The sequence below is a fragment of the Enterobacter cloacae complex sp. 372C4 genome (assembly GCF_050030615.1).
GTDB lineage: Bacteria > Pseudomonadota > Gammaproteobacteria > Enterobacterales > Enterobacteriaceae > Enterobacter > Enterobacter intestinihominis.
Genome location: NZ_JBLGUQ010000002.1, coordinates 166,816 through 191,577 on the forward strand (window position 1 = coordinate 166,816; position 24,762 = coordinate 191,577).

Annotated in this window: 17 protein-coding genes and 6 pseudogenes; 13 read left to right on the plus strand and 10 right to left on the minus strand. The window is 50.5% G+C overall.

The genetic code is table 11. The features are described 5' to 3' along the window. Nucleotides 1–88: 88 nt before the first annotated feature. Complete coding sequence (locus tag ACQG11_RS23895) at nt 89–2,185, minus strand: P-loop ATPase, Sll1717 family (RefSeq protein WP_032309855.1); 2,097 nt, start codon at nt 2,183–2,185, stop codon at nt 89–91. A 15-nt stretch (nt 2,186–2,200) separates the two neighbouring features. Further along, nucleotides 2,201–2,752 carry a recombinase family protein gene (locus ACQG11_RS23900; protein ID WP_032309862.1) on the minus strand — a complete coding sequence of 184 codons (552 nt, stop codon included), beginning with the start codon at nt 2,750–2,752 and terminating at the stop codon, nt 2,201–2,203. Between the two features lie 163 nt (nt 2,753–2,915). On the opposite strand from ACQG11_RS23900, the gene ACQG11_RS23905 reads away from it, so the two are divergent. From ACQG11_RS23905 to ACQG11_RS23925, 5 genes and pseudogenes are all read left to right on the plus strand, one after another. Continuing rightward, a complete protein-coding gene (locus ACQG11_RS23905; protein WP_426723465.1) occupies nt 2,916–5,867 on the plus strand; it encodes a Tn3 family transposase in 2,952 nt (983 codons plus the stop codon). Between the two features lie 46 nt (nt 5,868–5,913). Beyond that, a complete protein-coding gene (locus ACQG11_RS23910) occupies nt 5,914–6,618 on the plus strand; it encodes an IS6-like element IS26 family transposase (RefSeq protein WP_001067855.1) in 705 nt (234 codons plus the stop codon). Nucleotides 6,619–6,666: 48 nt separating this feature from the next. Continuing rightward, nucleotides 6,667–7,218, plus strand: a pseudogene (locus tag ACQG11_RS23915) (Tn3 family transposase); the annotation flags it as partial. A gap of 34 nt (nt 7,219–7,252) precedes the next feature. Continuing rightward, nucleotides 7,253–8,194 (plus strand): annotated as a pseudogene (locus tag ACQG11_RS23920) (transposase); the annotation flags it as partial. A 543-nt stretch (nt 8,195–8,737) separates the two neighbouring features. Beyond that, nucleotides 8,738–8,908 (plus strand): annotated as a pseudogene (locus ACQG11_RS23925) (TnsA endonuclease N-terminal domain-containing protein); the annotation flags it as partial. Nucleotides 8,909–8,944: 36 nt separating this feature from the next. Here the strand turns inward: ACQG11_RS23925 and ACQG11_RS23930 are convergent. Beyond that, nucleotides 8,945–11,838, minus strand: a pseudogene (locus ACQG11_RS23930) (Tn3 family transposase); the annotation flags it as partial. 54 nt (nt 11,839–11,892) lie between these two features. Further along, the gene (locus tag ACQG11_RS23935; protein WP_001067855.1) at nt 11,893–12,597 is read right to left on the minus strand and encodes an IS6-like element IS26 family transposase; all 705 of its coding nucleotides are present in this window, start codon (nt 12,595–12,597) and stop codon (nt 11,893–11,895) included. 254 nt (nt 12,598–12,851) lie between these two features. Between ACQG11_RS23935 and ACQG11_RS23940 the strand changes: the two are divergent. After that, nucleotides 12,852–13,055, plus strand: a pseudogene (locus ACQG11_RS23940) (DDE-type integrase/transposase/recombinase); the annotation flags it as partial. Nucleotides 13,056–13,418: 363 nt separating this feature from the next. Here the strand turns inward: ACQG11_RS23940 and tetR are convergent. Beyond that, nucleotides 13,419–14,060, minus strand: a complete 642-nt coding sequence (tetR, locus tag ACQG11_RS23945; protein ID WP_013851373.1) for a tetracycline resistance transcriptional repressor TetR — start codon at nt 14,058–14,060, stop codon at nt 13,419–13,421. A 127-nt stretch (nt 14,061–14,187) separates the two neighbouring features. On the opposite strand from tetR, the gene tet(A) reads away from it, so the two are divergent. The 5 genes from tet(A) (at nt 14,188) to ACQG11_RS23970 (ending at nt 17,883) form a co-directional block, all read left to right on the plus strand. Beyond that, nucleotides 14,188–15,387 carry a tetracycline efflux MFS transporter Tet(A) gene (gene tet(A) / locus ACQG11_RS23950; RefSeq protein ID WP_031942321.1) on the plus strand — a complete coding sequence of 400 codons (1,200 nt, stop codon included), beginning with the start codon at nt 14,188–14,190 and terminating at the stop codon, nt 15,385–15,387. Between the two features lie 514 nt (nt 15,388–15,901). Beyond that, nucleotides 15,902–16,405 (plus strand): shikimate dehydrogenase family protein, encoded by a 504-nt coding sequence (locus ACQG11_RS23955; RefSeq protein ID WP_013851371.1) that lies wholly within the window; start codon nt 15,902–15,904, stop codon nt 16,403–16,405. A gap of 36 nt (nt 16,406–16,441) precedes the next feature. After that, on the plus strand, nt 16,442–17,146 hold the full coding sequence (locus tag ACQG11_RS23960) for an IS6-like element IS26 family transposase (protein WP_001067855.1): 705 nt from the start codon (nt 16,442–16,444) through the stop codon (nt 17,144–17,146). 88 nt (nt 17,147–17,234) lie between these two features. Continuing rightward, entirely contained in the window at nt 17,235–17,672 is a 438-nt protein-coding gene (locus ACQG11_RS23965; protein ID WP_020325134.1) for a restriction endonuclease, read from the plus strand. A gap of 4 nt (nt 17,673–17,676) precedes the next feature. Further along, nucleotides 17,677–17,883, plus strand: coding sequence for a hypothetical protein (locus tag ACQG11_RS23970; RefSeq protein ID WP_001749967.1), 207 nt, complete (start codon nt 17,677–17,679; stop codon nt 17,881–17,883). Nucleotides 17,884–17,893: 10 nt separating this feature from the next. On the opposite strand, the pseudogene ACQG11_RS23975 reads toward ACQG11_RS23970, so the two are convergent. Beyond that, nucleotides 17,894–18,166: pseudogene (locus tag ACQG11_RS23975) on the minus strand (IS1 family transposase); the annotation flags it as partial. Nucleotides 18,167–18,264: 98 nt separating this feature from the next. Here ACQG11_RS23975 and ACQG11_RS23980 point away from each other — a divergent pair. Next, a complete protein-coding gene (locus ACQG11_RS23980; RefSeq protein WP_001288432.1) occupies nt 18,265–19,698 on the plus strand; it encodes a DNA cytosine methyltransferase in 1,434 nt (477 codons plus the stop codon). A gap of 33 nt (nt 19,699–19,731) precedes the next feature. On the opposite strand, the gene ACQG11_RS23985 is transcribed toward ACQG11_RS23980, so the two are convergent. From ACQG11_RS23985 to dfrA14, 4 genes are all read right to left on the minus strand, one after another. After that, nucleotides 19,732–20,940 carry a type II site-specific deoxyribonuclease gene (locus ACQG11_RS23985; RefSeq protein WP_001749969.1) on the minus strand — a complete coding sequence of 403 codons (1,209 nt, stop codon included), beginning with the start codon at nt 20,938–20,940 and terminating at the stop codon, nt 19,732–19,734. 266 nt (nt 20,941–21,206) lie between these two features. Then, nucleotides 21,207–21,971: an IS6-like element IS6100 family transposase gene (locus ACQG11_RS23990; RefSeq protein WP_001389365.1), complete on the minus strand. Its 765-nt coding sequence runs from the start codon at nt 21,969–21,971 to the stop codon at nt 21,207–21,209. Between the two features lie 142 nt (nt 21,972–22,113). Then, nucleotides 22,114–22,380: a plasmid mobilization relaxosome protein MobC gene (gene mobC / locus ACQG11_RS23995; RefSeq protein WP_001144737.1), complete on the minus strand. Its 267-nt coding sequence runs from the start codon at nt 22,378–22,380 to the stop codon at nt 22,114–22,116. A 220-nt stretch (nt 22,381–22,600) separates the two neighbouring features. After that, complete coding sequence (gene dfrA14, locus ACQG11_RS24000) at nt 22,601–23,074, minus strand: trimethoprim-resistant dihydrofolate reductase DfrA14 (RefSeq protein WP_004201280.1); 474 nt, start codon at nt 23,072–23,074, stop codon at nt 22,601–22,603. A gap of 155 nt (nt 23,075–23,229) precedes the next feature. Here dfrA14 and intI1 point away from each other — a divergent pair, with 155 nt between their 5' ends. Then, nucleotides 23,230–24,243: a class 1 integron integrase IntI1 gene (gene intI1, locus ACQG11_RS24005; RefSeq protein ID WP_000845048.1), complete on the plus strand. Its 1,014-nt coding sequence runs from the start codon at nt 23,230–23,232 to the stop codon at nt 24,241–24,243. Nucleotides 24,244–24,762 lie beyond the last annotated feature (519 nt).

Sequence of the window (24,762 nt, forward strand, 5' to 3'; positions counted from 1 at the left end):
AACGTACGCTAAGGATATATATTATTGATTTATTATAAAATATGAGAAAGTTCCTTTTCAGGAACCCTCTCATATGATGTACCTGATGCTATTTTCTTCGTTTCTTTTGAGTGCTTTTAATGGCCATATATGATGTTTCATATAGAGTTAAAAGTTTCCCCATCTGACTATCTATAGCGTCATGCTTCTCAGGGTTTCTTAATTTTTGCAACAATTTAGATATGTATTTCGCAGGTAATTTTATTATTAATGAATTATGAGATTGATACATTTCTTTTGTCCAATCCAAATCTCTCCCTGATTTCAATGCCTCACTTTCTTCTCTATTAATAATAAACCCTAATTTTCCATACGGACCTGTTAAATATGATTGTAATTGTCTGTACTCAGATGGACCTAATTCTTCAAAATTTTTTGCATCAAAAACAACTTGTCTTGTTTTATAGTCTTCTAATACACGCTTCCAAAAATCTGATTTTCCACCATTGGTACCTATAATATCTCTTCTCTGAACCGCGTTACCGTTTGGATGCGGTTTTATATCTGTCAGGTGGGATGCAAATACAATTCTTAGTGCGTCTAAGCACCATTGCTCAAATTCATTAGCCCCTTCATTTCCTGTCGGTATTTGATCCAGATGAGTGGTTATTTGACCTATTGTTTTATTTCTAATGGCTGAATTATCGGAAACAACATTGATATCATATTCGTCATTTATTTCCTCAGCTTCCTCTGGAGCAAGAGCGTTGCGATTTAAATTCAAACCAAGCCAATAACATGGATGAATTAATAGTTTTTCACTGCTTTCAAAACCTTTGTCTGGGGTTCGTCCATCATGGCAAAATGAATAGGATGAAGTGTTTTTATCACGTATACCCACAAATCCTACGCTATACAAACTTTGGAGGATCCCACTAGCTTTTAGTAATTGTATTTCAGAGATTATTTTTGGGTCTTCATTTTCTTCTATTGATTCGAAAGATGCTTCTATTTTTTTTAAGCAAGTGTAGACTGTTAATTCAGGTTCAATACTACGGAATGCACTAGTTATAACTTGTATTGAAGGGAAAATCTTCTGGTACTCCTTCCAAAGATCTTCAAGCCTGGCCATGGAAATTGACTTGGCTGCATATTCTAGATCAGTGTTAATAATGGTTTCTCGATTCTCTCTAAATGCGGAGAAAAAAGCTTCATTTAACAATGACAGTAAGTCTCTGGGACGGTAAAGGGTAAATTGCAAGCATCGCTTAAAACCATTCCTTCCTTTGAGGTCATCGGCTGTACACCTATCCCAAACCCGTTGATCTTTCTCAATATCTAGATTAAATGCCACTTTCATTCTTTTAGCCGATAGCATTAAGAGTTGTGCCCAATCCCAATGCAGCCTTATGACTTGCCCCTCTATATTTCTTGAGTAGTCAGGATCTTCCTTTGATAGCGATCTAAATATATTATCCCTTAAAAAAATGATTGGGCGAATGCATTTTGCTTTTTGATTTAATTCGATTGAGGCATATGCCAGACCAGCTATGATTCCTATTCCTATATTATCCGGTTCATATGCTTCATCTAGCTTATCCATCAAAATGACAACTTTCCTGTCTGAGCGTTCAAGAAGTGAAACTATATTGCCTTCGATTTCTGAAATATTCAAATTAAATTGAAGGTCACCAATTGATTCTTCAGGATTGTTTTCATCTAAATATTCTTTTGCTACAATCCTACACTTTCTTAAAATATCACCTTGTGCAGCATTCCATTTCTTTAAATGCTCATTCAACAATGTTTCTGTCGAAATTTGAGATGATAATTTATAATGAGAAGATATATATGATGCTATCTCCATTAACATAGCATATCGCCATAATAACCTTGTTGCTGCCCTGGCTAAATTGAATGAGCCTGTAAATGGCTTCAACATTGATCTAAAGCCAATTATTTGCGTGTCGTCTGGTGAAAAACTTAGGATTAATATTTTTTTATCTTTCTTCCAATGCTCATTTAGCTGAATGAATAAAGCACTTTTACCAGTCCCTCGTCTGCCTACAACAATAGTTCGGTCATCTGTTTCAATTAAAGTTCTAAAGTCAGCAGTTTCGATGAAAGCACTGCTCAACATTTTCTTATCATTTTCTGCTGTTGTATCGCCAAACGGATTAGACTTTGAAGTAATATTAAATTCCATATTCAACCTTTTATATTAGTTGCTTTCATTTATTACTTTATATACTGTTGAACGAGCAATATTCATTGTTTTTGATATGTGTGAGGCTCCTAAACCTTGTTTCCACATATTTAATATCGCACCTCTGTTTATTTTTCTTTTTCTACCGAACACAACTCCCTTTGCCATTGCTTCTTGGCGACCTTCATTTGTTCGTTCTAATATTCTTTGACGTTCGGCTTGAGCTACAGCAGACAGAATAGTGACCACCATTTTTCCCATGTCACCATCAGTACTGATTCCGTCATCGATAAACCGGACAGCTACGCCCTGAGCGTCGAATGCTTTAATTAACTGGATCATATCGGCAGTGTCACGGCCAAGACGGTCGAGCTTCTTCACCAGAATGGCGTCACCATCCTCCACCTTCATACGCAGCAGATCAAGCCCCGGACGATCAACCGAACTGCCGGATGCCTTATCAGTAAAGATACGATTTGCTTTCACTCCTGCTTCTTTGAGCGCACTGATCTGAATATCGAGCGACTGCTGACTAGTTGATACCCGTGCGTAACCAAAAAGGCGCATAAAAATGTATCCTAAATCAAATATCGGACAACAGGTGTCTGTTATAACAAAAAATCGATTTAATAGACACATAAACAATACCATTTTAGTATGTCCGATAATTTATAATATTTCGGACGGTTGCGAAATTGTTAATTCATGACCATCAGGCAGGGAGGCCGGTATGCCCGTCGATTTTCTGACCACTGAGCAGGAACTGAATTATGGTCGCTATGTTGCAGAACCCAATGACGTGCAGCTGGCGCGCTATTTTCATCTTGATGAGCGGGATCTTGCCTTCATTAACCAGCGGCGGGGAAGGCATAACCGGCTGGGAATTGCGCTTCAGCTCACCACCGCCCGTTTTCTGGGCACCTTTCTGACAGACTTAACCCGGGTTCTGCCAGGTGTTCAGCAATTTGTCGCGGTGCAGCTTAATATTCGCCGTCCAGAAGTCCTTACCCGCTACGCAGAACGGGTTACCACCCTCAGAGAGCATACTGCGCTGATTAAGGAATATTACGGTTACCATGAATTTGGCGATTTCCCCTGGTCTTTCCGCCTGAAGCGCCTGCTGTACACCCGCGCATGGCTCAGTAATGAGCGACCCGGCCTTATGTTTGATTTTGCCACCGCGTGGCTGCTTCAGAATAAGGTCCTGCTGCCCGGAGCAACCACACTTGTACGTCTCGTCAGTGAAATACGCGAACGGGCAAATCAGCGGCTGTGGAAGAAACTGGCCGCGTTGCCGGACAGCTGGCAGACCGCCCGCGTGACGGAGCTTCTGGACATTCCTGAGGGGCAGCGTACTTCACCGCTGGAGCAACTGAAAAAGGGACCGGTCACCGTCAGCGGCCCGGCATTTACCGAAGCGCTGGAGCGGTATATCCGGCTGCGAAACCTGGAATTTTCCCGACTGAATTTTACCGGTCTGCCTGCTATACAACTGCGTAATTTGGCCCGTTACGCAGGCATGGCGTCGGTAAAATATATCGCGCGAATGCCACAGCAGAGAAAACTGGCCGTACTCACAGCATTCGTTAAAGCGCAGGAGACTGCGGCGCTGGATGAGGCCGTTGATGTGCTCGATATGCTGATACTGGATATCACTCGTGCGGCGAAGAAAACGGGGCAGAAAAAACGGCTCAGGACGCTTAAAGATCTTGATCGTGCTGCGCTAATATTGGCGCGGGCATGTTCATTGTTGCTGGATGAACAGGCTGACGATGCTGAACTGAGGGAGACCATATTCAACAGCATACCGAAAAGCAGGCTGGCAGAATCCGTCTGCAAGGTAAATGAGCTGGCCCGGCCTCAGAACAACAATTTCCATGACGAAATGGTGGAGCAGTACGGGCGGGTAAAGCGCTTTCTTCCGGCGGTATTGCGCGACCTGCATTTCCAGGCAGCGCCAGCCGGAGAACATACGTTGTCCGCCATTCATTATCTGACCGAACTGAACGGCTCGAAAAAGCGCATCCTGGACAATGCGCCTGAACATATTATTACCGGCCCCTGGAAACGCCTGGTATACGATGCGGAGGGCCGGATACAGCGTGCCGGTTACTCGCTTTGTCTGCTGGAGCGCCTTCAGGATGCACTACGTCGAAGGGACATCTGGCTCGAAAACAGCGATCGCTGGGGAAATCCCCGCGAGAAGCTGTTGCAGGGGGAAGAATGGCAGGCTCAGCGGGTCCCCGTTTGCCGGGCGCTGGGACATCCCACTGATGGACATAAAGGCGTGCAACAGTTGGCGGTCCAGCTAGATGAAACCTGGAAAACCGTCGCATCCCGCTTTGAAGGAAATGCGGAGGTTCATATTTGCCATGACGGTAAACATCCTTCCCTGACTATCAGCAGCCTGGAGAAACTGGAGGAGCCAACATCGTTGCATCGTCTCAACAGTCGGGTAAGGCTGCTACTCCCGCCAGTAGATTTGACGGAACTGTTGCTTGAAATAGATGCCAGAACGGGATTTACACGTGAGTTTACGCATGTCAGTGAATCCGGGGCCCGGGCACAGGATCTGCACATCAGCCTGTGCGCGGTCCTGATGGCAGAGGCCTGCAATATCGGGCTGGAACCGCTGATAAAGCACAATATACCGGCGCTGACGCGCCACCGGCTTAGCTGGGTAAAACAGAATTACCTCCGGGCAGAAACGCTGGTCAGCGCCAATGCCCGCCTGGTTGATTTTCAGTCCACACTGGAGCTTGCTGGCCGCTGGGGTGGTGGCGAAGTGGCTTCAGCTGATGGCATGCGCTTTGTCACGCCGGTGAAAACCGTCAATTCAGGACCTAACAGAAAATATTTTGGTTCCGGACGTGGCATCACCTGGTACAACTTCGTCTCTGATCAGTACTCTGGATTCCACGGCATCGTTGTCCCCGGCACATTACGAGATTCCATTTTTGTGCTGGAAGGCCTTCTGGAGCAGCAGACAGGGCTGAATCCGGTTGAGATCATGACAGACACAGCCGGTACCAGCGACATTATTTTTGGCCTCTTCTGGCTGCTGGGATACCAGTTTTCCCCCCGGCTTGCCGATGCCGGTGAAGCGGTATTCTGGCGAGTGGATAAATCGGCAAATTACGGTGCACTGGACGAACTGGCACGTGGTTGTGCCGATCTGTCGAAAGCCGAGGATCAGTGGGATGAGATGATGCGAACCGCCGGTTCGCTGAAACTGGGCACCATTCATGCTTCAGAACTCATTCGCTCTTTGCTGAAAAGCTCGCGCCCATCAGGGCTGGCACAGGCGATCATGGAAGTGGGGCGCGTCAACAAGACGCTGTACCTTCTTAATTATATTGATGATGAGGATTATCGTCGGCGGATCCTGACGCAGCTAAACCGGGGGGAAGGCCGCCATGCTGTGGCGAGGGCGATCTGCTACGGGCAGCGCGGTGAGATCAGAAAGCGCTATCGTGAAGGTCAGGAAGATCAGCTGGGGGCACTGGGCCTGGTCACTAACGCAGTGGTACTGTGGAACACACTTTATATGCAGGAAGCCCTGAGCTGGATACGCAGTAATGGAGAAGAAATCGGGGTTGAAGATATCGCCCGGTTGTCCCCACTGATGCACGGGCATATCAATATGCTGGGGCATTATACGTTTAGGCACTGTTGCAAATAGTCGGTGGTGATAAACTTATCATCCCCTTTTGCTGATGGAGCTGCACATGAACCCATTCAAAGGCCGGCATTTTCAGCGTGACATCATTCTGTGGGCCGTACGCTGGTACTGCAAATACGGCATCAGTTACCGTGAGCTGCAGGAGATGCTGGCTGAACGCGGAGTGAATGTCGATCACTCCACGATTTACCGCTGGGTTCAGCGTTATGCGCCTGAAATGGAAAAACGGCTGCGCTGGTACTGGCGTAACCCTTCCGATCTTTGCCCGTGGCACATGGATGAAACCTACGTGAAGGTCAATGGCCGCTGGGCGTATCTGTACCGGGCCGTCGACAGCCGGGGCCGCACTGTCGATTTTTATCTCTCCTCCCGTCGTAACAGCAAAGCTGCATACCGGTTTCTGGGTAAAATCCTCAACAACGTGAAGAAGTGGCAGATCCCGCGATTCATCAACACGGATAAAGCGCCCGCCTATGGTCGCGCGCTTGCTCTGCTCAAACGCGAAGGCCGGTGCCCGTCTGACGTTGAACACCGACAGATTAAGTACCGGAACAACGTGATTGAATGCGATCATGGCAAACTGAAACGGATAATCGGCGCCACGCTGGGATTTAAATCCATGAAGACGGCTTACGCCACCATCAAAGGTATTGAGGTGATGCGTGCACTACGCAAAGGCCAGGCCTCAGCATTTTATTATGGTGATCCCCTGGGCGAAATGCGCCTGGTAAGCAGAGTTTTTGAAATGTAAGGCCTTTGAATAAGACAAAAGGCTGCCTCATCGCTAACTTTGCAACAGTGCCCCAGGGAGTTACGCAAGTTGGTAGGTGGAAAAGCCCGGGAGGATCTTATCGTTGCGAACTGGCCTGATATTTTCCGTTGTGCCGCGACGATGACCGCTGGCAAAATCAGGCCCAGCCAACTCCTGCGCAAGCTCGCTTCTTACCCACGACAAAACAACCTTGCAGTTGCGCTTCGTGAAGTTGGTCGTATTGAACGGACCCTTTTCATTATTGAGTGGATCCTGGATACGGACATGCAGCGGCGTGCTCAGATCGGTCTTAACAAGGGAGAGGCCCACCATGCGCTCAAAAATGCGCTCCGTATCGGGAGGCAGGGGGAAATTCGCGATCGCACGACAGAGGGGCAGCACTACCGAATCGCTGGGCTCAATTTATTGACTGCGGTGATCATTTACTGGAATACCGTCCATCTTGGTCATGCCGTCACGGAGCGGCGGAACGAAGGGTTGGATGTTCCCCCTGAATTTCTTCCCCACATATCCCCATTGGGCTGGGCGCACATTCTACTGACTGGCGAATATCTTTGGCCCAAGGAACCGAAAGCTTAGGGTGTCATTTCGCCCTCAGCCGGAACCGACCCCTGATGGCATGCGCTTTGTCACGCCGGTGAAAACCGTCAATTCAGGACCTAACAGAAAATATTTTGGTTCCGGACGTGGCATCACCTGGTACAACTTCGTCTCTGATCAGTACTCTGGATTCCACGGCATCGTTGTCCCCGGCACATTACGAGATTCCATTTTTGTGCTGGAAGGCCTTCTGGAGCAGCAGACAGGGCTGAATCCGGTTGAGATCATGACAGACACAGCCGGTACCAGCGACATTATTTTTGGCCTCTTCTGGCTGCTGGGATACCAGTTTTCCCCCCGGCTTGCCGATGCCGGTGAAGCGGTATTCTGGCGAGTGGATAAATCGGCAAATTACGGTGCACTGGACGAACTGGCACGTGGTTGTGCCGATCTGTCGAAAGCCGAGGATCAGTGGGATGAGATGATGCGAACCGCCGGTTCGCTGAAACTGGGCACCATTCATGCTTCAGAACTCATTCGCTCTTTGCTGAAAAGCTCGCGCCCATCAGGGCTGGCACAGGCGATCATGGAAGTGGGGCGCGTCAACAAGACGCTGTACCTTCTTAATTATATTGATGATGAGGATTATCGTCGGCGGATCCTGACGCAGCTAAACCGGGGGGAAGGCCGCCATGCTGTGGCGAGGGCGATCTGCTACGGGCAGCGCGGTGAGATCAGAAAGCGCTATCGTGAAGGTCAGGAAGATCAGCTGGGGGCACTGGGCCTGGTCACTAACGCAGTGGTACTGTGGAACACACTTTATATGCAGGAAGCCCTGAGCTGGATACGCAGTAATGGAGAAGAAATCGGGGTTGAAGATATCGCCCGGTTGTCCCCACTGATGCACGGGCATATCAATATGCTGGGGCATTATACGTTTACGCTACCGGAGGATATTTTGAAGGGGGAACTGAGAGAACTAAATTTCAATTTAAACAATGAATTAACTTCTTAGCGTACGTTTTCGTTCCATTGGCTCTCAAACCCCTTCAAGCACACCGATCAGGCAGTTAGTCACTAGTTAACTCTTTACTAGAGACTAAATTCCATTGATTTACGTGACAACGTCACGTCATTAAGGTTTGCAAATGCCTAATTTTCATACTATGGGATTTAATTAGGAGTAAATCCCACAGGTTTACATAAAGCTGACATTTAAAAGTGTTAAAAATCAATCAGATAGAAAGAAAAGGCTCTCCGGAAGAACTCTTCTCATTATTTCGCCGCCCGGGGTTATTGCTGACAGATCTGAAAGTGCTAATATGTTAGTCATTAGTAATTAGTAAAGCCTTTACTAAACGCGTTTCTACGTAAATTCTATTGGTTTTAGAGGGTCCTACTGTCCGAAGACAATAAAGTTGTACACAAAGCACTAAAGTTGTAACCATTCTCAAAAAACGACGCTAATGTTGTATGCTTACTGAATGTGTGGTTATAGGGTTGGAGACTATAAAATGCACATATAGGTACGTATCAATGTCGTTTTTTGGGTACGATCATGGGTAGGGGTAGGCGTCTCAAATCCTATTTGGATTATGAAAATGCGCTAGGTGACGGCATAGGAGTGGGCTATGGCCAAAGTTATCAGCCCTGGCTTAGAGCTCAGGACGTTAAATCCCGTGGAAACCGTTCGATAGTCTTTGGCCTTAAGACGTTTCGAAACCATCATCATGGGGTTTGAGGGCCAATGATGTAAAAAACCACGCTAAGGAGATAATTCATTGTTTAAATTGAGATTTAACGGCCTCAATTCCCCCTTCATAATATCCTCCGGTAGTGTGAACGTATAATGTCCCAGCATGTTGATATGACCGTGCATCAGAGGCGAAAGCCGCGCGATATGTTCATCCTCTGGCCCTTCCCCGATGCTGCGCAGGTGCGACAAGGCTTCCTGCATATAAAGCGTATTCCACAGCACCACTGCGTTTGTCACCAGACCCAGCGCACCCAACTGATCTTCCTGCCCCTCGCGGTAACGTTTTCTGATCTCGCCACGCTGACCGTAGCAGATGGCTCTTGCAACGGCATGGCGGCCTTCACCCCGGTTCAACTGTGTTAGGATCCGGCGACGATAGTCCTCATCATCAATATAGTTGAGAAGATACAGTGTCTTGTTAACTCTTCCGACCTCCATTATTGCCTGAGCAAGCCCTGACGGTCGGGTACTTCTCAATAGCGATCGAATGAGTTCTGACGCATGAATAGTGCCCAGCTTCAGCGAACCGGCAACCCGCATCATCTCATCCCAGTGGCTTTCGATTTTAGAAAGGTCAACACAACCCCGCGCCAGTTTGTCCAACGCCCCGTAATTCGCTGCTTTGTCGGCCCGCCAGAACACAGCCTCACCCGCATCCGCCAGACGAGGTGAAAATTGGTATCCCAGTAGCCAGAACAGGCCAAAGATAATGTCACTGGTACCTGCTGTGTCCGTCATGATTTCAACCGGGTTTAGTCCCGTTTGTTGCTCAAGTAGCCCTTCCAGCACAAAGATGGAATCCCGCAGTGTTCCAGGAATCACTATGCCATGAAAACCCGAATATTGGTCAGAGACAAAGTTGTACCAGGTGATGCCGCGCCCTGAACCAAAGTATTTTCTGTTGGGGCCAGAATTCACCGTTTTCACTGGCGTGACAAAACGCATACCATCAGCGGAGGCTACCTCCCCGCCCCCCAGTATCCTGCCAACGCTAACGAGGACTGAAAATCAACCAGCCGCGCATTGGCGCTAACCAGCGTTTCTGCTCGGATGTAGTTCTGTTTCACCCAGCTCAGACGATGGCGAGTCAGTGCAGGGATATTGTGCTTGATCAGCGGCTCATGTCCGATATTGCAGGCCTCAGCCAGCATCACCGCACACAGGCTTATATGCAGATCCTGCGCACGGGCACCTGACTCGCTGACATGGCTGAATTCACGGGTGAAGCCAGTTCTGGCGTCAATCTCGAGCAACAGTTCTGTCAGGTCAACGGGTGGAAGCAATTGTCTGACTCGGCTGCTCAGTTGTATCAGCGCCGGTGGTTCATCCAATTTATCCAGGCTGCTGATGGTCAGCGAAGGATGTTTACCTTCATTGCAGATGTCCACGGCGGTATTGCGATCAAAACGTGATGCCACCGTTTTCCAGGTTTCATCTAACTGAGCGGCCAATTGCTCCGATGCTTTACTGCCATTAGTGGGGTGACCCAATGCCCGGCAGACTGGAACCCGCTGCGCCTGCCATTCCTCCCCCTGAAGAAGTTTTTGGCGCGGATCACCCCAACGATCGCTGTTTTCCAACCAGATGTCACGACGGCGTAGCGCATCCTGAAGTCGCTCCAGCAGACACAACGAGTAACCTGCTCGCTGTATCCGACCGTCAGCATCGTACACCAGGCGTTTCCAAGGGCCTGAAATGATATGTTCAGGTGCATCGTCCAGGATCCGTTTTTTCGAGCCGTTTAGCTCTGCCAGGTAATGGATGGCAGCCAAGGTATGTTCACCGTCTGGGGCCGCACGGAAGTGCAGATCGCGCAGTAGTGCGGGCAAAAAACGCCTTACCCGTCCGTATTGCTCCACCATTTCATCCTGAAAGTTTGTATCCTGGGGGCGGGCCAGTTCATTCACTTTTTCCACGGACTCTGCCAGTCTGGCGACAGACACACTGCTGAATATGGTCTTTCGCAGCAAATCATCGGCGGTATCTTCATCAAGTAAAAGTGCGCATGCCCGCGCCAGCAGCAACGCCGCGCGGTCAAGATCCTTGAGCGTCCTAAGTCGCTTTTTCTGCCCGGTTTTCTTCGCCTCCCGGGTAATATTGAGGATCAGCATATCCAGCACGTCAACGGCCTCGTCCAGCGCCGAGATTTCTTGCGCTTTCACGAATGCGGTAAGGATCGCCAGCCGCCGTTCTTCTGGCATTCTGCTGATATATTTCACCGATGCCATTCCGGCATAGCGTGCCAGATTGCGGAGCTGTATGGCGGGCAGCCCAGTGAAATTCAGACAGGAAAACTCCAGGCTGCGCAGGCGAGTGTAACGTTCAAGTGCTTCAGTGAACGCGGGGCCGCTGATAGTGACAGGGCCTCTTTTTAGGTGCTCCATCACTGAGAGTCGCTGTCCTTCGGGGATTTCAAGTAACCCAGCCAGTTGTGCGGTCTGCCAACGGTTTGGCAGCGCGGCCAATTTTCGCCACAAGCGGCGGGTCGCACGCTCACGGATTTCACCAATGACTCTCGTCAGGGTGGATGCGGCTGGCAACAACACTTTATTTTGAAGCAACCACGCGGTGGCAAAATCGAACATCAGTCCGGGGCGTTCATTACTGAGCCATGCACGGGTATACAGCAATCGCTTCAGTCTGAACGACCACGGGAAATCACCGAAATCATGATAGCTATAGTGCTGCCTGATAAGCCCGTGGTGCTCCCAACGTGTGTTTTCCCTTTGAGCATAGCGGGAAATGATCTCTGGATAGCGGATGTTAAGTTGCCTTGCGACATAAAACTGGACACCGGGCGGTATTTGCATGAGATCGGACAAGAAGGTTCCCAGAAAGCGGGCAGTTGTGAGTTGAAGGGCAATTCCCAACCGGTTATGCCTGCCCCTACGCAGGTTGATGAAAGGGCACTGTTGCAAAGTTAGCGATGAGGCAGCCTTTTGTCTTATTCAAAGGCCTTACATTTCAAAAACTCTGCTTACCAGGCGCATTTCGCCCAGGGGATCACCATAATAAAATGCTGAGGCCTGGCCTTTGCGTAGTGCACGCATCACCTCAATACCTTTGATGGTGGCGTAAGCCGTCTTCATGGATTTAAATCCCAGCGTGGCGCCGATTATCCGTTTCAGTTTGCCATGATCGCATTCAATCACGTTGTTCCGGTACTTAATCTGTCGGTGTTCAACGTCAGACGGGCACCGGCCTTCGCGTTTGAGCAGAGCAAGCGCGCGACCATAGGCGGGCGCTTTATCCGTGTTGATGAATCGCGGGATCTGCCACTTCTTCACGTTGTTGAGGATTTTACCCAGAAACCGGTATGCAGCTTTGCTGTTACGACGGGAGGAGAGATAAAAATCGACAGTGCGGCCCCGGCTGTCGACGGCCCGGTACAGATACGCCCAGCGGCCATTGACCTTCACGTAGGTTTCATCCATGTGCCACGGGCAAAGATCGGAAGGGTTACGCCAGTACCAGCGCAGCCGTTTTTCCATTTCAGGCGCATAACGCTGAACCCAGCGGTAAATCGTGGAGTGATCGACATTCACTCCGCGTTCAGCCAGCATCTCCTGCAGCTCACGGTAACTGATGCCGTATTTGCAGTACCAGCGTACGGCCCACAGAATGATGTCACGCTGAAAATGCCGGCCTTTGAATGGGTTCATGTGCAGCTCCATCAGCAAAAGGGGATGATAAGTTTATCACCACCGACTATTTGCAACAGTGCCGGCCGAATGTCTGCAGCTCGGTGAATCGGACTTTACGCATGGAGATCTCCTCAGAGGACATAATTAGTATGTCGGAGGATCTCTAAAAGTGAATGGTTCGTTTTGCAGGGATACTTACATGGGGAAACAAGATGAAACTTGAATATATACAGATAAATTAGTGGTCTGGGCGTTCTCGTCAGAAGCAAACAGCCTGCTTGCAAAAACAAGCGCTGGCAATGGCTTGGCAGGGCCGAGGTTGCCCGGGAGGTATAATTTTCCATTCGGACCAGGGAACCCAATATTGCAGCCTGCCGTACCGGATTCTGGCCGCTCAATATGGAATGATGCTCAGCATGAGCCGCAGCGGGAACTGCTGGGATAATGCTTTGCAGAATGACTGTTCCGCAGTCTGAAATCGGAGTGGATACCACGGGGTGGTTATCGGGACAGGACTGAAGCTGCTGGCGATATTGTTCAGTATCAAGGGGTGAGTCCCGAGAGGCGAGACAAGTCAAGGGCGCAGGCTGCGATGCGCAGCACGACATAGCCGGTATTTCCCTGCGGTGCCCCACAAGTATCAATGAAAGCCTCCAACGCGAGCCATTCGCGAGAGCCTTGAGTCCACGCTAAATCTATCTTATCTGCGCAGGGCAGAATGTGAAGACGGCCGCCCTGGCTCTTGCCCGCCAGGCGCACGAGGCGGTGGAAAGGGGGAGGGGATGTTGTCTATATGGCTCTGCTGTAGTGAGCGGGTTGCGCTCCGACAGCGGTCCTGATCAATCGTCACCCTTTCTCGGCCCTTGAATGTTCCTCGCAACGAGCCTCCTTTTCGCCAATCCATCGACAATCACCGCGAGCCCCAGCTCGAACACTGCGTCCGGACCGGCTTCGTCGAAGGTGTCTATCACGGCCCGCAACAACGGAGCCTGTTCAATGGTGCCGCCGCGCTCACCGGCATCGCTGTCGCCGGCCTGCTCCTCAAGCACGGCCCCAACAGTGAAGTAGCTGATTGTCATCAGCGCATTGACGGCGTCCCAAGCCGAAAAACCCGCCTCGCAGAGGAAGCGAAGCTGCGCGTCGACCACTTCCATCTGCGGTGCGCCCGGTCTCGTGCCAGCATGGATACGCGCGCCATCGCGATAAGCGAGCAGCGCCTGCCTGAAGCTGCGGGCATTCCCGATCAGAAATGAGCGCCAGTCGTCGTCGACTCTCGGCACCGAATGCGTATGATTCTCCGCCAGCATGGCTTCGGCCAGTGCGTCGAGCAGCGCCCGTTTGTTCCTGAAGTGCCAGTATAACGCCGGCTGCTGAACCCCCAACCGTTTAGCCAGTTTGCGTGTCGTCAGAGCCTCTACGCCGACCTCATTCAACAGGTCCAGGGCGACACGGATAACTGTATTAGGCTGCAACTTTATCATGCTTGACACTTTATCACTGATAAACATAATATGTCCACCAACTTATCAGTGATAAAGGATCCGTGAGTTCTATCGGACCAGCGGAGGCTGGTCCGGAGGCCAGCGGAGGCTGGTCCGGAGGCCAGACGTGAAACCCAACAGACCCCTGATCGTAATACTGTGCACTGTCGCGCTCGACGCTGTCGGCATCGGCCTGATTATGCCGGTGCTGCCGGGCCTCCTGCGAGATCTGGTTCACTCGAACGACGTCACCGCCCACTATGGCATTTTGCTGGCGCTGTATGCGTTGATGCAATTTGCCTGCGCGCCTGTGCTGGGTGCGCTATCGGATCGTTTCGGCCGGCGGCCGGTCTTGCTCGTCTCGCTGTCCGGCGCCGCTATCGACTACGCCATCATGGCGACGGCGCCTTTCCTTTGGGTTCTCTATATCGGGCGCATCGTGGCCGGCATCACCGGGGCGACTGGTGCGGTAGCCGGCGCCTATATTGCCGATATCACAGATGGGGATGAGCGCGCGCGGTACTTCGGCTTCATGAGCGCCTGTTTCGGGTTCGGGATGGTCGCGGGACCTGTGCTCGGTGGGCTGATGAGCAGTTTCTCCCCCCATGCTCCGTTCTTCGCCGCAGCAGCCTTGAATGGCCTCAATTTCCTGATGGGCATTTTCCTTTTGCCGGAGTCGCACAAAGGCGAACGTCGACCATTACGCCGGGAGGCTCTCAACCCGCTCGCTTCGTTCCGGTGGGTCCGGGGCATGACCGTCATCGCCGCCCTGATGGCTGTCTTCTTCATCATGCAACTCGTCGGACAGGCGCCGGCCACGCTTTGGGTCATCTTCGGCGAGGATCGCTTTCATTGGGACACGAGCTTGATCGGCATTTCGCTTGCCGCATTTGGTATTCTACATTCACTCGCCCAGGCAATGATCACCGGCCCTGTAACCACCAGGCTCGGCGAAAGGCGGGCACTCATGCTCGGAATGATTGCCGACGGCGCAGGCTACATCCTGCTTGCCTTGGCGACAAGGGGATGGATGGCGTTCCCGATTATGGTCCTGCTTGCTTCGGGTGGCATCGGAATGCCGGCGCTGCAAGCAGTGTTGTCCAGGCAGGTAGATGAGGAACGTCAGGGGCAGCTTCAAGGATCTCTTGCGGCGCTCACCAGCCTGACCTCGATCGTCGGGCCCCTCCTCTTCACGGCGATCTATGCGGCCTCTATAACAACGTGGAACGGGTGGGCATGGATTGCAGGTGCCGCCCTCTACTTGCTCTGCCTGCCGGCGCTGCGTCGCGGGTTTTGGAGCGGCGTAGGGCAACGAGCCGATCGCTGATCGTGGGAACGATAGGCCTATGCCATGCGGGTCAAGGCGACTTCCGGCTACCCGTCTTTCAATCACAACAAGTACAGCAATATTAGGACTGCTTTTCGCTCACAGCGGACCTCTAACCCAGCCATCTTGTCCGCTTCGTTCTAAGAACAGACATCCCTCACTTCAGAATGTGTAGTCAACGGGGGACAGGACAATACGAATGTTCCACTAAAAAATACAGATGAGATAATTATTTACACCAAATTTTGGAGATTTATCGTTGTATCAGGTATTAAAAGTACAATTTAAATCTATTATATCTCGCAATAAGCCTGACATGTAGGTTTCTACAAATTCTCTAATTACGTTATTGACATATGAGCATTTGAAGGCGTAACCTTCAATCACTGTATGTAGATGTGTCTTCCCCTGTTGAGGTGGCTGATACAGCATTTCTACTTGCCATTAAACCAGTCTTTCATGTAATCCTATGTAAAATAGTCTGGTTAATTTATTTTACATACGGGTATCAGTGATGAATGAACTCAGTATTGTTAGTGGTAAATTGCAACTGTTGTCGATCATAGGTGACCCGATCGCTCAGGTCAGCGCTCCACTCATGATAAATGCCGCCATCCTTGAAAAACAAATCCCCGACACTTTGATGGTCCCTCTCCATATAAACTCTGTAGGTCTGCAAACCGCTGTCAATGGTCTGAAATGTATTCAGAATTTTCGTGGTGCCATTATAACGATGCCTCACAAACAACATGCGCTTTCATTAATTGATTCAGCCAGTGAATCTGCTATGGCAATCGGAGGATGCAACGTCATCAGGAGGAATGCTCAGGGCCAACTACATGGGGATATGCTCGATGGTGAAGGTTTCGTATCGAGCCTTTTGAAAAGAGGCTTCGATGTGACAGGTAAAAGAGTCTATCTAGCTGGAACAGGCGGTGCTGGCTCAGCTATTGCTTATGCTATGGCCGCCAAACAGGTTGGAGAATTAATTGGCACTGTTGCAAATAGTCGGTGGTGATAAACTTATCATCCCCTTTTGCTGATGGAGCTGTACATGAACCCATTCAAAGGCCGGCATTTTCAGCGTGACATCATTCTGTGGGCCGTACGCTGGTACTGCAAATACGGCATCAGTTACCGTGAGCTGCAGGAGATGCTGGCTGAACGCGGAGTGAATGTCGATCACTCCACGATTTACCGCTGGGTTCAGCGTTATGCGCCTGAAATGGAAAAACGGCTGCGCTGGTACTGGCGTAACCCTTCCGATCTTTGCCCGTGGCACATGGATGAAACCTACGTGAAGGTCAATGGCCGCTGGGCGTATCTGTACCGGGCCGTCGACAGCCGGGGCCGCACTGTCGATTTTTATCTCTCCTCCCGTCGTAACAGCAAAGCTGCATACCGGTTTCTGGGTAAAATCCTCAACAACGTGAAGAAGTGGCAGATCCCGCGATTCATCAACACGGATAAAGCGCCCGCCTATGGTCGCGCGCTTGCTCTGCTCAAACGCGAAGGCCGGTGCCCGTCTGACGTTGAACACCGACAGATTAAGTACCGGAACAACGTGATTGAATGCGATCATGGCAAACTGAAACGGATAATCGGCGCCACGCTGGGATTTAAATCCATGAAGACGGCTTACGCCACCATCAAAGGTATTGAGGTGATGCGTGCACTACGCAAAGGCCAGGCCTCAGCATTTTATTATGGTGATCCCCTGGGCGAAATGCGCCTGGTAAGCAGAGTTTTTGAAATGTAAGGCCTTTGAATAAGACAAAAGGCTGCCTCATCGCTAACTTTGCAACAGTGCCCAAAAAATTAACTACCTGAGGAAAATTGATCCTTTTGTGTTTGAAGAACTGTTGCTGGAAGGATTTGAAGCGCATGGCTTCAGAACCATCAGAAACAAACGCTATACCGGCGATGGAGGCATTGACGGCCAGGTAATAATAGGAAAATATCGCTATCTTATTCAGGCTAAACGCTATCGCGGCCATATTGCTTTACAGCACGTACAGGAGTTCGAGAAGTTGCTTAAACGTCATAACTGTCGCGGTCTGTTTTGCCATACCGGGAAAACCGGCGCAGGTTCAAAATCTGTCAGTATTGCCAGTGAACGGATGGAGATTATCAGCGGCCAGCGCCTGATAGATTTGCTCACGCCCGGCAGCTCCTTCACTATCGCAACCGCCCCGCAGACGATGATGAAGCGTACCGCAGCAACACTAGAAACGAGCACCATTGTTAAAGATGCCGGTAAAGAAAATCGATACCATGAGAGTTAATTAAATGAAGTCAGTAACTATAGAAGCAAAAACATTTGCTGAAATGTTAGGAATAACAGAAGGTGAGTTAATCTTTGCCATTAAGAAAACTGGCACATTCAAAAACAAGACCATCCCACAACCTCATGAGCCACATAAATCAAATAATAGATTTTTATATTCAGACGTAATGAGGTTTATAGAATCACTAAAAGACAAAGAGAACCGGTAATGACTCCAACTTACTGATAGTGTTTTATGTTCAGATAATGCCCGATGACCTTGTCATGCAGCTCCACCGATTTTGAGAACGACAGTGACTTCCGTCCCAGCCTTGCCAGATGTTGTCTCAGATTCAGGTTATGTCGCTCAATGCGCTGAGTGTAACGCTTGCTGATAACGTGCAGCTTTCCCTTCAGGCGGGGTTCATACAGCGGCCAGCCATCCGTCATCCATACCACGACCTCAAAGGCCGACAGCAGGCCCAGAAGACGCTCCAGCGTGGCCAACGTGCGTTACCTAACAATAAACCTGTTTAAATATCCAGATAAAAACATTCAATCTGGGTCAAATGAGTGATACAGTTTCACCCATAAGACCCAATGGAGGCAATATGTCTGAATTTGAATTACTGGCGCAGGATCTGCTTGAGAAAGCAGAAGCGGAAGAACAACTGCGACAGGAAAATGATAAAAAGCTGCTCGGGCAGGTGCTGGAAATCTATGACCAGAAGTACGTGGCTGAACTGCTTAGAAAAGTTGGTAAAAATGAGTGGAGTCGCGAGACTCTTAATCGCTGGATTAATGGTAAGTGCTCACCTAAGACGCTGACGTTAGCCGAAGAGGAACTTCTACGAAAAATGCTTCCGGAAGCGCCTGCACATCACCCTGACTATGCCTTCCGGTTTATTGACCTGTTTGCTGGGATTGGAGGTATACGGAAGGGCTTCGAAACCATCGGTGGCCAGTGCGTTTTTACCAGTGAATGGAATAAAGAGGCTGTGCGCACATATAAAGCTAACTGGTTTAACGATGCTCAGGAACACACTTTCAATCTCGATATTCGTGAAGTCACGCTCAGTGATAAACCTGAAGTACCTGAAAACGATGCCTATGCTTACATTAATGAGCATGTGCCGGATCATGATGTACTTCTAGCAGGTTTCCCCTGTCAACCGTTTAGCCTTGCGGGCGTAAGCAAGAAAAACTCGCTCGGGCGCGCGCATGGTTTCGAATGTGAGGCTCAGGGAACGCTTTTCTTCGATGTGGCGCGTATTATCCGCGCAAAAAAACCTGCCATCTTTGTTCTTGAAAACGTTAAAAACCTGAAGAGCCATGACAAGGGTAAAACCTTTAAAGTCATCATGGATACCCTCGACGAACTGGGCTATGAAGTTGCGGATGCAGCTGAGATGGGCAAAAACGATCCTAAAGTTATCGACGGAAAGCACTTTTTACCTCAGCACCGAGAACGTATCGTTTTGGTCGGTTTCCGCCGTGATCTGAACATTCACCAGGGCTTTACCCTGCGCGATATTAGTCGTTTTTATCCGGAACAGCGTCCGTCATTTGGCGAACTGCTGGAACCCGTGGTTGACAGCAAATATATACTGACGCCGAAACTCTGGGAGTATCTCTATAACTACGCCAAAAAGCACGCAGCTAAGGGTAACGGATTCGGTTTTGGCCTCGTTAATCCTGAAAATAAAGAAAGCATTGCCCGTACGCTTTCTGCTCGCTATCACAAAGACGGGTCTGAAATTCTGATAGACCGTGGCTGGGATATGGCCACAGGTGAAACAGACTTCGCGAACGAAGAAAATCAGGCGCATCGGCCCCGCAGGCTGACTCCGCGAGAGTGCGCGCGCCTTATGGGTTTTGAAAAAGTAGATGGCAGGCCTTTTCGCATTCCTGTGTCAGACACTCAGTCGTACAGGCAGTTCGGTAACTCCGTAGTGGTGCCCGTGTTTGAAGCCGTAGCCAAACTGCTTGAACCTTATATCCTGAAAGCGGTTAATGCCGATTCGTGCAAGGTTGAACGAATCTGATCGCTCCTCCCGGTATTTATGCCGGGAGATAATCTATGGAATATCTGCGTAAAGCCCTGTCAGCTCAGCAATAAACGCACCTAGCGTCATTAGCTCAGCTCTCACCGCCTCCGGGTATTTTTTGTGCAGAGATGATGGCACGACCAATCTGACACCCGACTCCCGCATCTCCCGATATTGAGCCAGAGAAACTCCCTCCTGGAGTGTAAACAGATGCACCTGATGAATTTTATCGGCCTCATTCAGTATCTGACGCCAGCGATCCTTACAGGTAGTCTTGACTGCCAGCATGCGCAGATTTTCTACGGGAAACTCAGTATCGTGGTAAGCCCCTGCGGAAGGGAAAAGGAAATCGGGTTTTTTATTACCTTCTGTGATGGCCTGCGTCGCAAAGTGTCGCAGGCCGTGCTCAATGAATAGATGCTCCAGGTGCAGTTCCAGCGACTTCCCGGCTCTGGATTTACGGCGATTGCTGACAGAATTGGCCAGCGCAATAAATTCATCCACAGAGCCAAATCCTTTCCGGATGATATCCAGAACATGCAGTTCCTCAACCAATAGAAATATGTCGTACTCCACGCGCCGGCGGTCAAGAAGTTGCTCATCCGGATCAAGGGAATTTTTCACATAATGGCTGGCTGCATACTGAATAATTTCACTTCCCGACGGAAAGCGCAGGTGCCAGTCTTCAGGTAGAATATATTTATGATTTACTGGCGCTTGCTGTAGAGATAGTCCGCCTAGAATCTGTCCTGCGGGGCCGGATATAAGCGCTCCGGGTATAACTTCACCAATAGCGGTCTCAATGACGTCCTCTTCATCAGTGCTGGCGCATACCCAAATATTTACTTCCTTACAGTCCCCCCCTTGCTCATCAAGCTTGAAAGCCAGGAGCGTCAGAGCCCCTGTATTTTCAGGATCCTGAAGTGGGCTGCCTCTACCCCAGCGGGTAATCCTTTTTTCATTCCGGGTTTTACCAAAATGACGGCTGTTATAATAAATTGCCCTGGCTTCGCTGTCAGGGCAATCATGCGATGACACATGTGCGGTGAGAAAAACCGAAGGGTTCAGTTCACGGGTATGGTTGATAGACGGAAAGAGTTTTTCAACGATACCTGAAGGGATATAAAGCCCTACCTGGTGACCACCTGTTGCGCCGGTATCGTTGGCGGAAAGGCGTTTGATGTAGACGAAGTAATTCTCACATGCGATCTCAAGTAGCCAGTTGTGGAAAACCGACATAAGCATCCCCTGTTACCCTGAAACTCTACTCACCATTTTTTCATGATTATATACAAACAGTGTCATTTTCAGAAGACGACTGCACCAGTTGATTGGGCGTAATGGCTGTTGTGCAGCCAGCTCCTGACAGTTCAATATCAGAAGTGATCTGCACCAATCTCGACTATGCTCAATACTCGTGTGCACCAAAGCGAGGTGAGCATGGCGACGGAGGCTCTGTTGCAAAGATTGGCGGCAGTCAGAGGTAGGCTGTCGCTCTGCGCCGATCAGGCGGCTGCTGCGAAATGGTGGTTGAGCATGCCCATGGCCTCCGTCAGCGCCGAGGGCCCAATGCCAAAAGCTCTCTCCACAAGGCGCACCTCGCCCCTGATGCCGGGCTGCAGGCACCAGGGGCGAGCCTGTCCTTTGCGCAGGGCTCGCATGACTTCGAATCCCTTGATCGTGGCATAGGCCGTGGGGATCGATTTGAAACCGCGCACCGGCTTGATCAGTATCTTGAGCTTTCCGTGATCGGCCTCGATCACGTTATTGAGATACTTCACCTGCCGGTGGGCCGTCTCCCGGTCCAGCTTTCCTTCGCGCTTCAATTCGGTGATCGCTGCACCATAGCTCGGCGCTTTGTCGGTATTGAGCGTGGCAGGCTTTTCCCAGTGCTTCAGGCCTCGCAGGGCCTTGCCCAGGAACCGCTTCGCTGCCTTGGCGCTGCGGGTCGGCGACAGGTAGAAATCGATCGTGTCGCCCCGCTTGTCGACTGCCCGGTACAGGTAGGTCCACTTGCCCCGCACCTTGACGTAGGTTTCATCCAGGCGCCAGCTCGGATCAAAGCCACGCCGCCAGAACCAGCGCAGCCGCTTCTCCATCTCCGGGGCGTAGCACTGGACCCAGCGATAGATCGTCGTATGGTCGACCGAAATGCCGCGTTCCGCCAGCATTTCCTCAAGGTCGCGATAGCTGATCGGATAGCGACAATACCAGCGCACCGCCCACAGGATCACATCACCCTGGAAATGGCGCCACTTGAAATCCGTCATCGTTCCGTCCGTCCAATCTCCGCCAAGCATGCTCAAGCTTCACGATTTTTGCAACAGAGCCCACACGAGTATTGAGCATAGTCGAGATTGGTGCAGATCACTTCTGATATTGAACTGTCAGGAGCTGGCTGCACAACAGCCATTACGCCCAATCAACTGGTGCAGTCGTCTTCTGAAAATGACAATCGTGCCACCGGCTCCAGGTCTTATCGAACAGCTCAGACACATGGTCCAAATGCTGGTCGATCCGTTCGGCCAGTTTTTCGATGGCCTCTTGCTTGAGCTTGTCACTTTCCCTGAACTCGATGTTCAAGGCCCTGGCCACCTGGTTGAGGTTCCGGCCGATAGCTCCAAGCTGCCGGCACGATTCCCGTACGGTGTTCACTTCTTCATCAGTGAGGACCGGCATCCGGTTCAACGACCGCAGTCATTTCTGTACCTAAACAGTCCTGCGAATATGTGAGTTTTGACCTAATGAGCCACAAAAACTCATTTTCGCCCACGATAATTTTTCTACTTCCTTTCTTTGGAATGCTCATTTCAATATTCACATAACGTCGCTATCAATCGCGGAAAAGGCGTAGTGCGCGAAGCGAACGAAGCTTTTTGCCGTCGATTGCATAGCTTTGTTAACCCTTTTTCCAAATTTGATAGCAATAGTTAATGTTTGAAGTAAAGTGTTGCTCAAAAACAACTTCGAAGGTATTTGGAATACTCGGGAAGAAAACATCCCCCTCTGGCTCGATGTCGATCGTCGATAAGTGGAGCGTAGAGGCCATGGGTAATGTTTCTCGGTAAATTTCTCCGCCACCAGACACTATAACGTGACCGGTGAATTCAGCTAGCCTGTCCATGGCCTCTTCGATTGACTGAAATACAACTACATTGTCATCATTTGATGTCCAACCTGAGCGGGTAACGACCGCGTATTTCCTATTGGGGAGTGCGCCCATAGATTCAAACGTCTTGCGACCCACCAGAAGCCACTGATTGTAGGTCAATGCTTTAAAAAGTAGCTGCTCCCCTTTCGCGGACCAGGGTATGTCTGGACCGCAACCAATCACGCCGTTTTTCGCTTTCGCAGCCATCAATGATACTTTCAAGGTTCTCATCCTGGGTTAACTTTGTTTTAGGGCGACTGCCCTGCTGCGTAACATCGTTGCTGCTCCATAACATCAAACATCGACCCACGGCGTAACGCGCTTGCTGCTTGGATGCCCGAGGCATAGACTGTACAAAAAAACAGTCATAACAAGCCATGAAAACCGCCACTGCGCCGTTACCACCGCTGCGTTCGGTCAAGGTTCTGGACCAGTTGCGTGAGCGCATACGCTACTTGCATTACAGTTTACGAACCGAACAGGCTTATGTCCACTGGGTTCGTGCCTTCATCCGTTTCCACGGTGTGCGTCACCCGGCAACCTTGGGCAGCAGCGAAGTCGAGGCATTTCTGTCCTGGCTGGCGAACGAGCGCAAGGTTTCGGTCTCCACGCATCGTCAGGCATTGGCGGCCTTGCTGTTCTTCTACGGCAAGGTGCTGTGCACGGATCTGCCCTGGCTTCAGGAGATCGGAAGACCTCGGCCGTCGCGGCGCTTGCCGGTGGTGCTGACCCCGGATGAAGTGGTTCGCATCCTCGGTTTTCTGGAAGGCGAGCATCGTTTGTTCGCCCAGCTTCTGTATGGAACGGGCATGCGGATCAGTGAGGGTTTGCAACTGCGGGTCAAGGATCTGGATTTCGATCACGGCACGATCATCGTGCGGGAGGGCAAGGGCTCCAAGGATCGGGCCTTGATGTTACCCGAGAGCTTGGCACCCAGCCTGCGCGAGCAGCTGTCGCGTGCACGGGCATGGTGGCTGAAGGACCAGGCCGAGGGCCGCAGCGGCGTTGCGCTTCCCGACGCCCTTGAGCGGAAGTATCCGCGCGCCGGGCATTCCTGGCCGTGGTTCTGGGTTTTTGCGCAGCACACGCATTCGACCGATCCACGGAGCGGTGTCGTGCGTCGCCATCACATGTATGACCAGACCTTTCAGCGCGCCTTCAAACGTGCCGTAGAACAAGCAGGCATCACGAAGCCCGCCACACCGCACACCCTCCGCCACTCGTTCGCGACGGCCTTGCTCCGCAGCGGTTACGACATTCGAACCGTGCAGGATCTGCTCGGCCATTCCGACGTCTCTACGACGATGATTTACACGCATGTGCTGAAAGTTGGCGGTGCCGGAGTGCGCTCACCGCTTGATGCGCTGCCGCCCCTCACTAGTGAGAGGTAGGGCAGCGCAAGTCAATCCTGGCGGATTCACTACCCCTGCGCGAAGGCCATCGGTGCCGCATCGAACGGCCGGTTGCGGAAAGTCCTCCCTGCGTCCGCTGATGGCCGGCAGCAGCCCGTCGTTGCCTGATGGATCCAACCCCTCCGCTGCTATAGTGCAGTCGGCTTCTGACGTTCAGTGCAGCCGTCTTCTGAAAACGACAAACAGCCAGAAAGGCTGTTACAGGCGATTTGATCTGCAACCTATTGGTTAAATTAATGTATCAAAAACGATGGTTTTTGTGACAGTCTTGAAAAGTCCTGACTTCTCCCGAAAAATGACTCCCCTCATGTAACAAAACTCGTTACTGTATCAACATAACAATAACCCCATAACTAATTAGCGAGAAAAGAATGAAAATCGGCTATGCACGTAAATCTACGCATCTTCAGGATGTGGCGCACCAGGTTGACGAACTAACAAAAGCTGGATGTGAGCAAATCGGCACTGTTGCAAATAGTCGGTGGTGATAAACTTATC

Bases quoted from the DNA above. Each gene is read 5' to 3' on its own strand.
- ACQG11_RS23895 (WP_032309855.1), bottom strand. From the start codon at position 2,185: ATGGAATTTAATATTACTTCAAAGTCTAATCCGTTTGGCGATACAACA.
- ACQG11_RS23900 (WP_032309862.1), bottom strand. From the start codon at position 2,752: ATGCGCCTTTTTGGTTACGCACGGGTATCAACTAGTCAGCAGTCGCTC.
- ACQG11_RS23905 (WP_426723465.1), top strand. From the start codon at position 2,916: ATGCCCGTCGATTTTCTGACCACTGAGCAGGAACTGAATTATGGTCGC.
- ACQG11_RS23910 (WP_001067855.1), top strand. From the start codon at position 5,914: ATGAACCCATTCAAAGGCCGGCATTTTCAGCGTGACATCATTCTGTGG.
- ACQG11_RS23935 (WP_001067855.1), bottom strand. From the start codon at position 12,597: ATGAACCCATTCAAAGGCCGGCATTTTCAGCGTGACATCATTCTGTGG.
- tetR (WP_013851373.1), bottom strand. From the start codon at position 14,060: ATGATAAAGTTGCAGCCTAATACAGTTATCCGTGTCGCCCTGGACCTG.
- ACQG11_RS23955 (WP_013851371.1), top strand. From the start codon at position 15,902: ATGAATGAACTCAGTATTGTTAGTGGTAAATTGCAACTGTTGTCGATC.
- ACQG11_RS23960 (WP_001067855.1), top strand. From the start codon at position 16,442: ATGAACCCATTCAAAGGCCGGCATTTTCAGCGTGACATCATTCTGTGG.
- ACQG11_RS23970 (WP_001749967.1), top strand. From the start codon at position 17,677: ATGAAGTCAGTAACTATAGAAGCAAAAACATTTGCTGAAATGTTAGGA.
- ACQG11_RS23980 (WP_001288432.1), top strand. From the start codon at position 18,265: ATGTCTGAATTTGAATTACTGGCGCAGGATCTGCTTGAGAAAGCAGAA.
- ACQG11_RS23985 (WP_001749969.1), bottom strand. From the start codon at position 20,940: ATGTCGGTTTTCCACAACTGGCTACTTGAGATCGCATGTGAGAATTAC.
- ACQG11_RS23990 (WP_001389365.1), bottom strand. From the start codon at position 21,971: ATGACGGATTTCAAGTGGCGCCATTTCCAGGGTGATGTGATCCTGTGG.
- mobC (WP_001144737.1), bottom strand. From the start codon at position 22,380: ATGCCGGTCCTCACTGATGAAGAAGTGAACACCGTACGGGAATCGTGC.
- intI1 (WP_000845048.1), top strand. From the start codon at position 23,230: ATGAAAACCGCCACTGCGCCGTTACCACCGCTGCGTTCGGTCAAGGTT.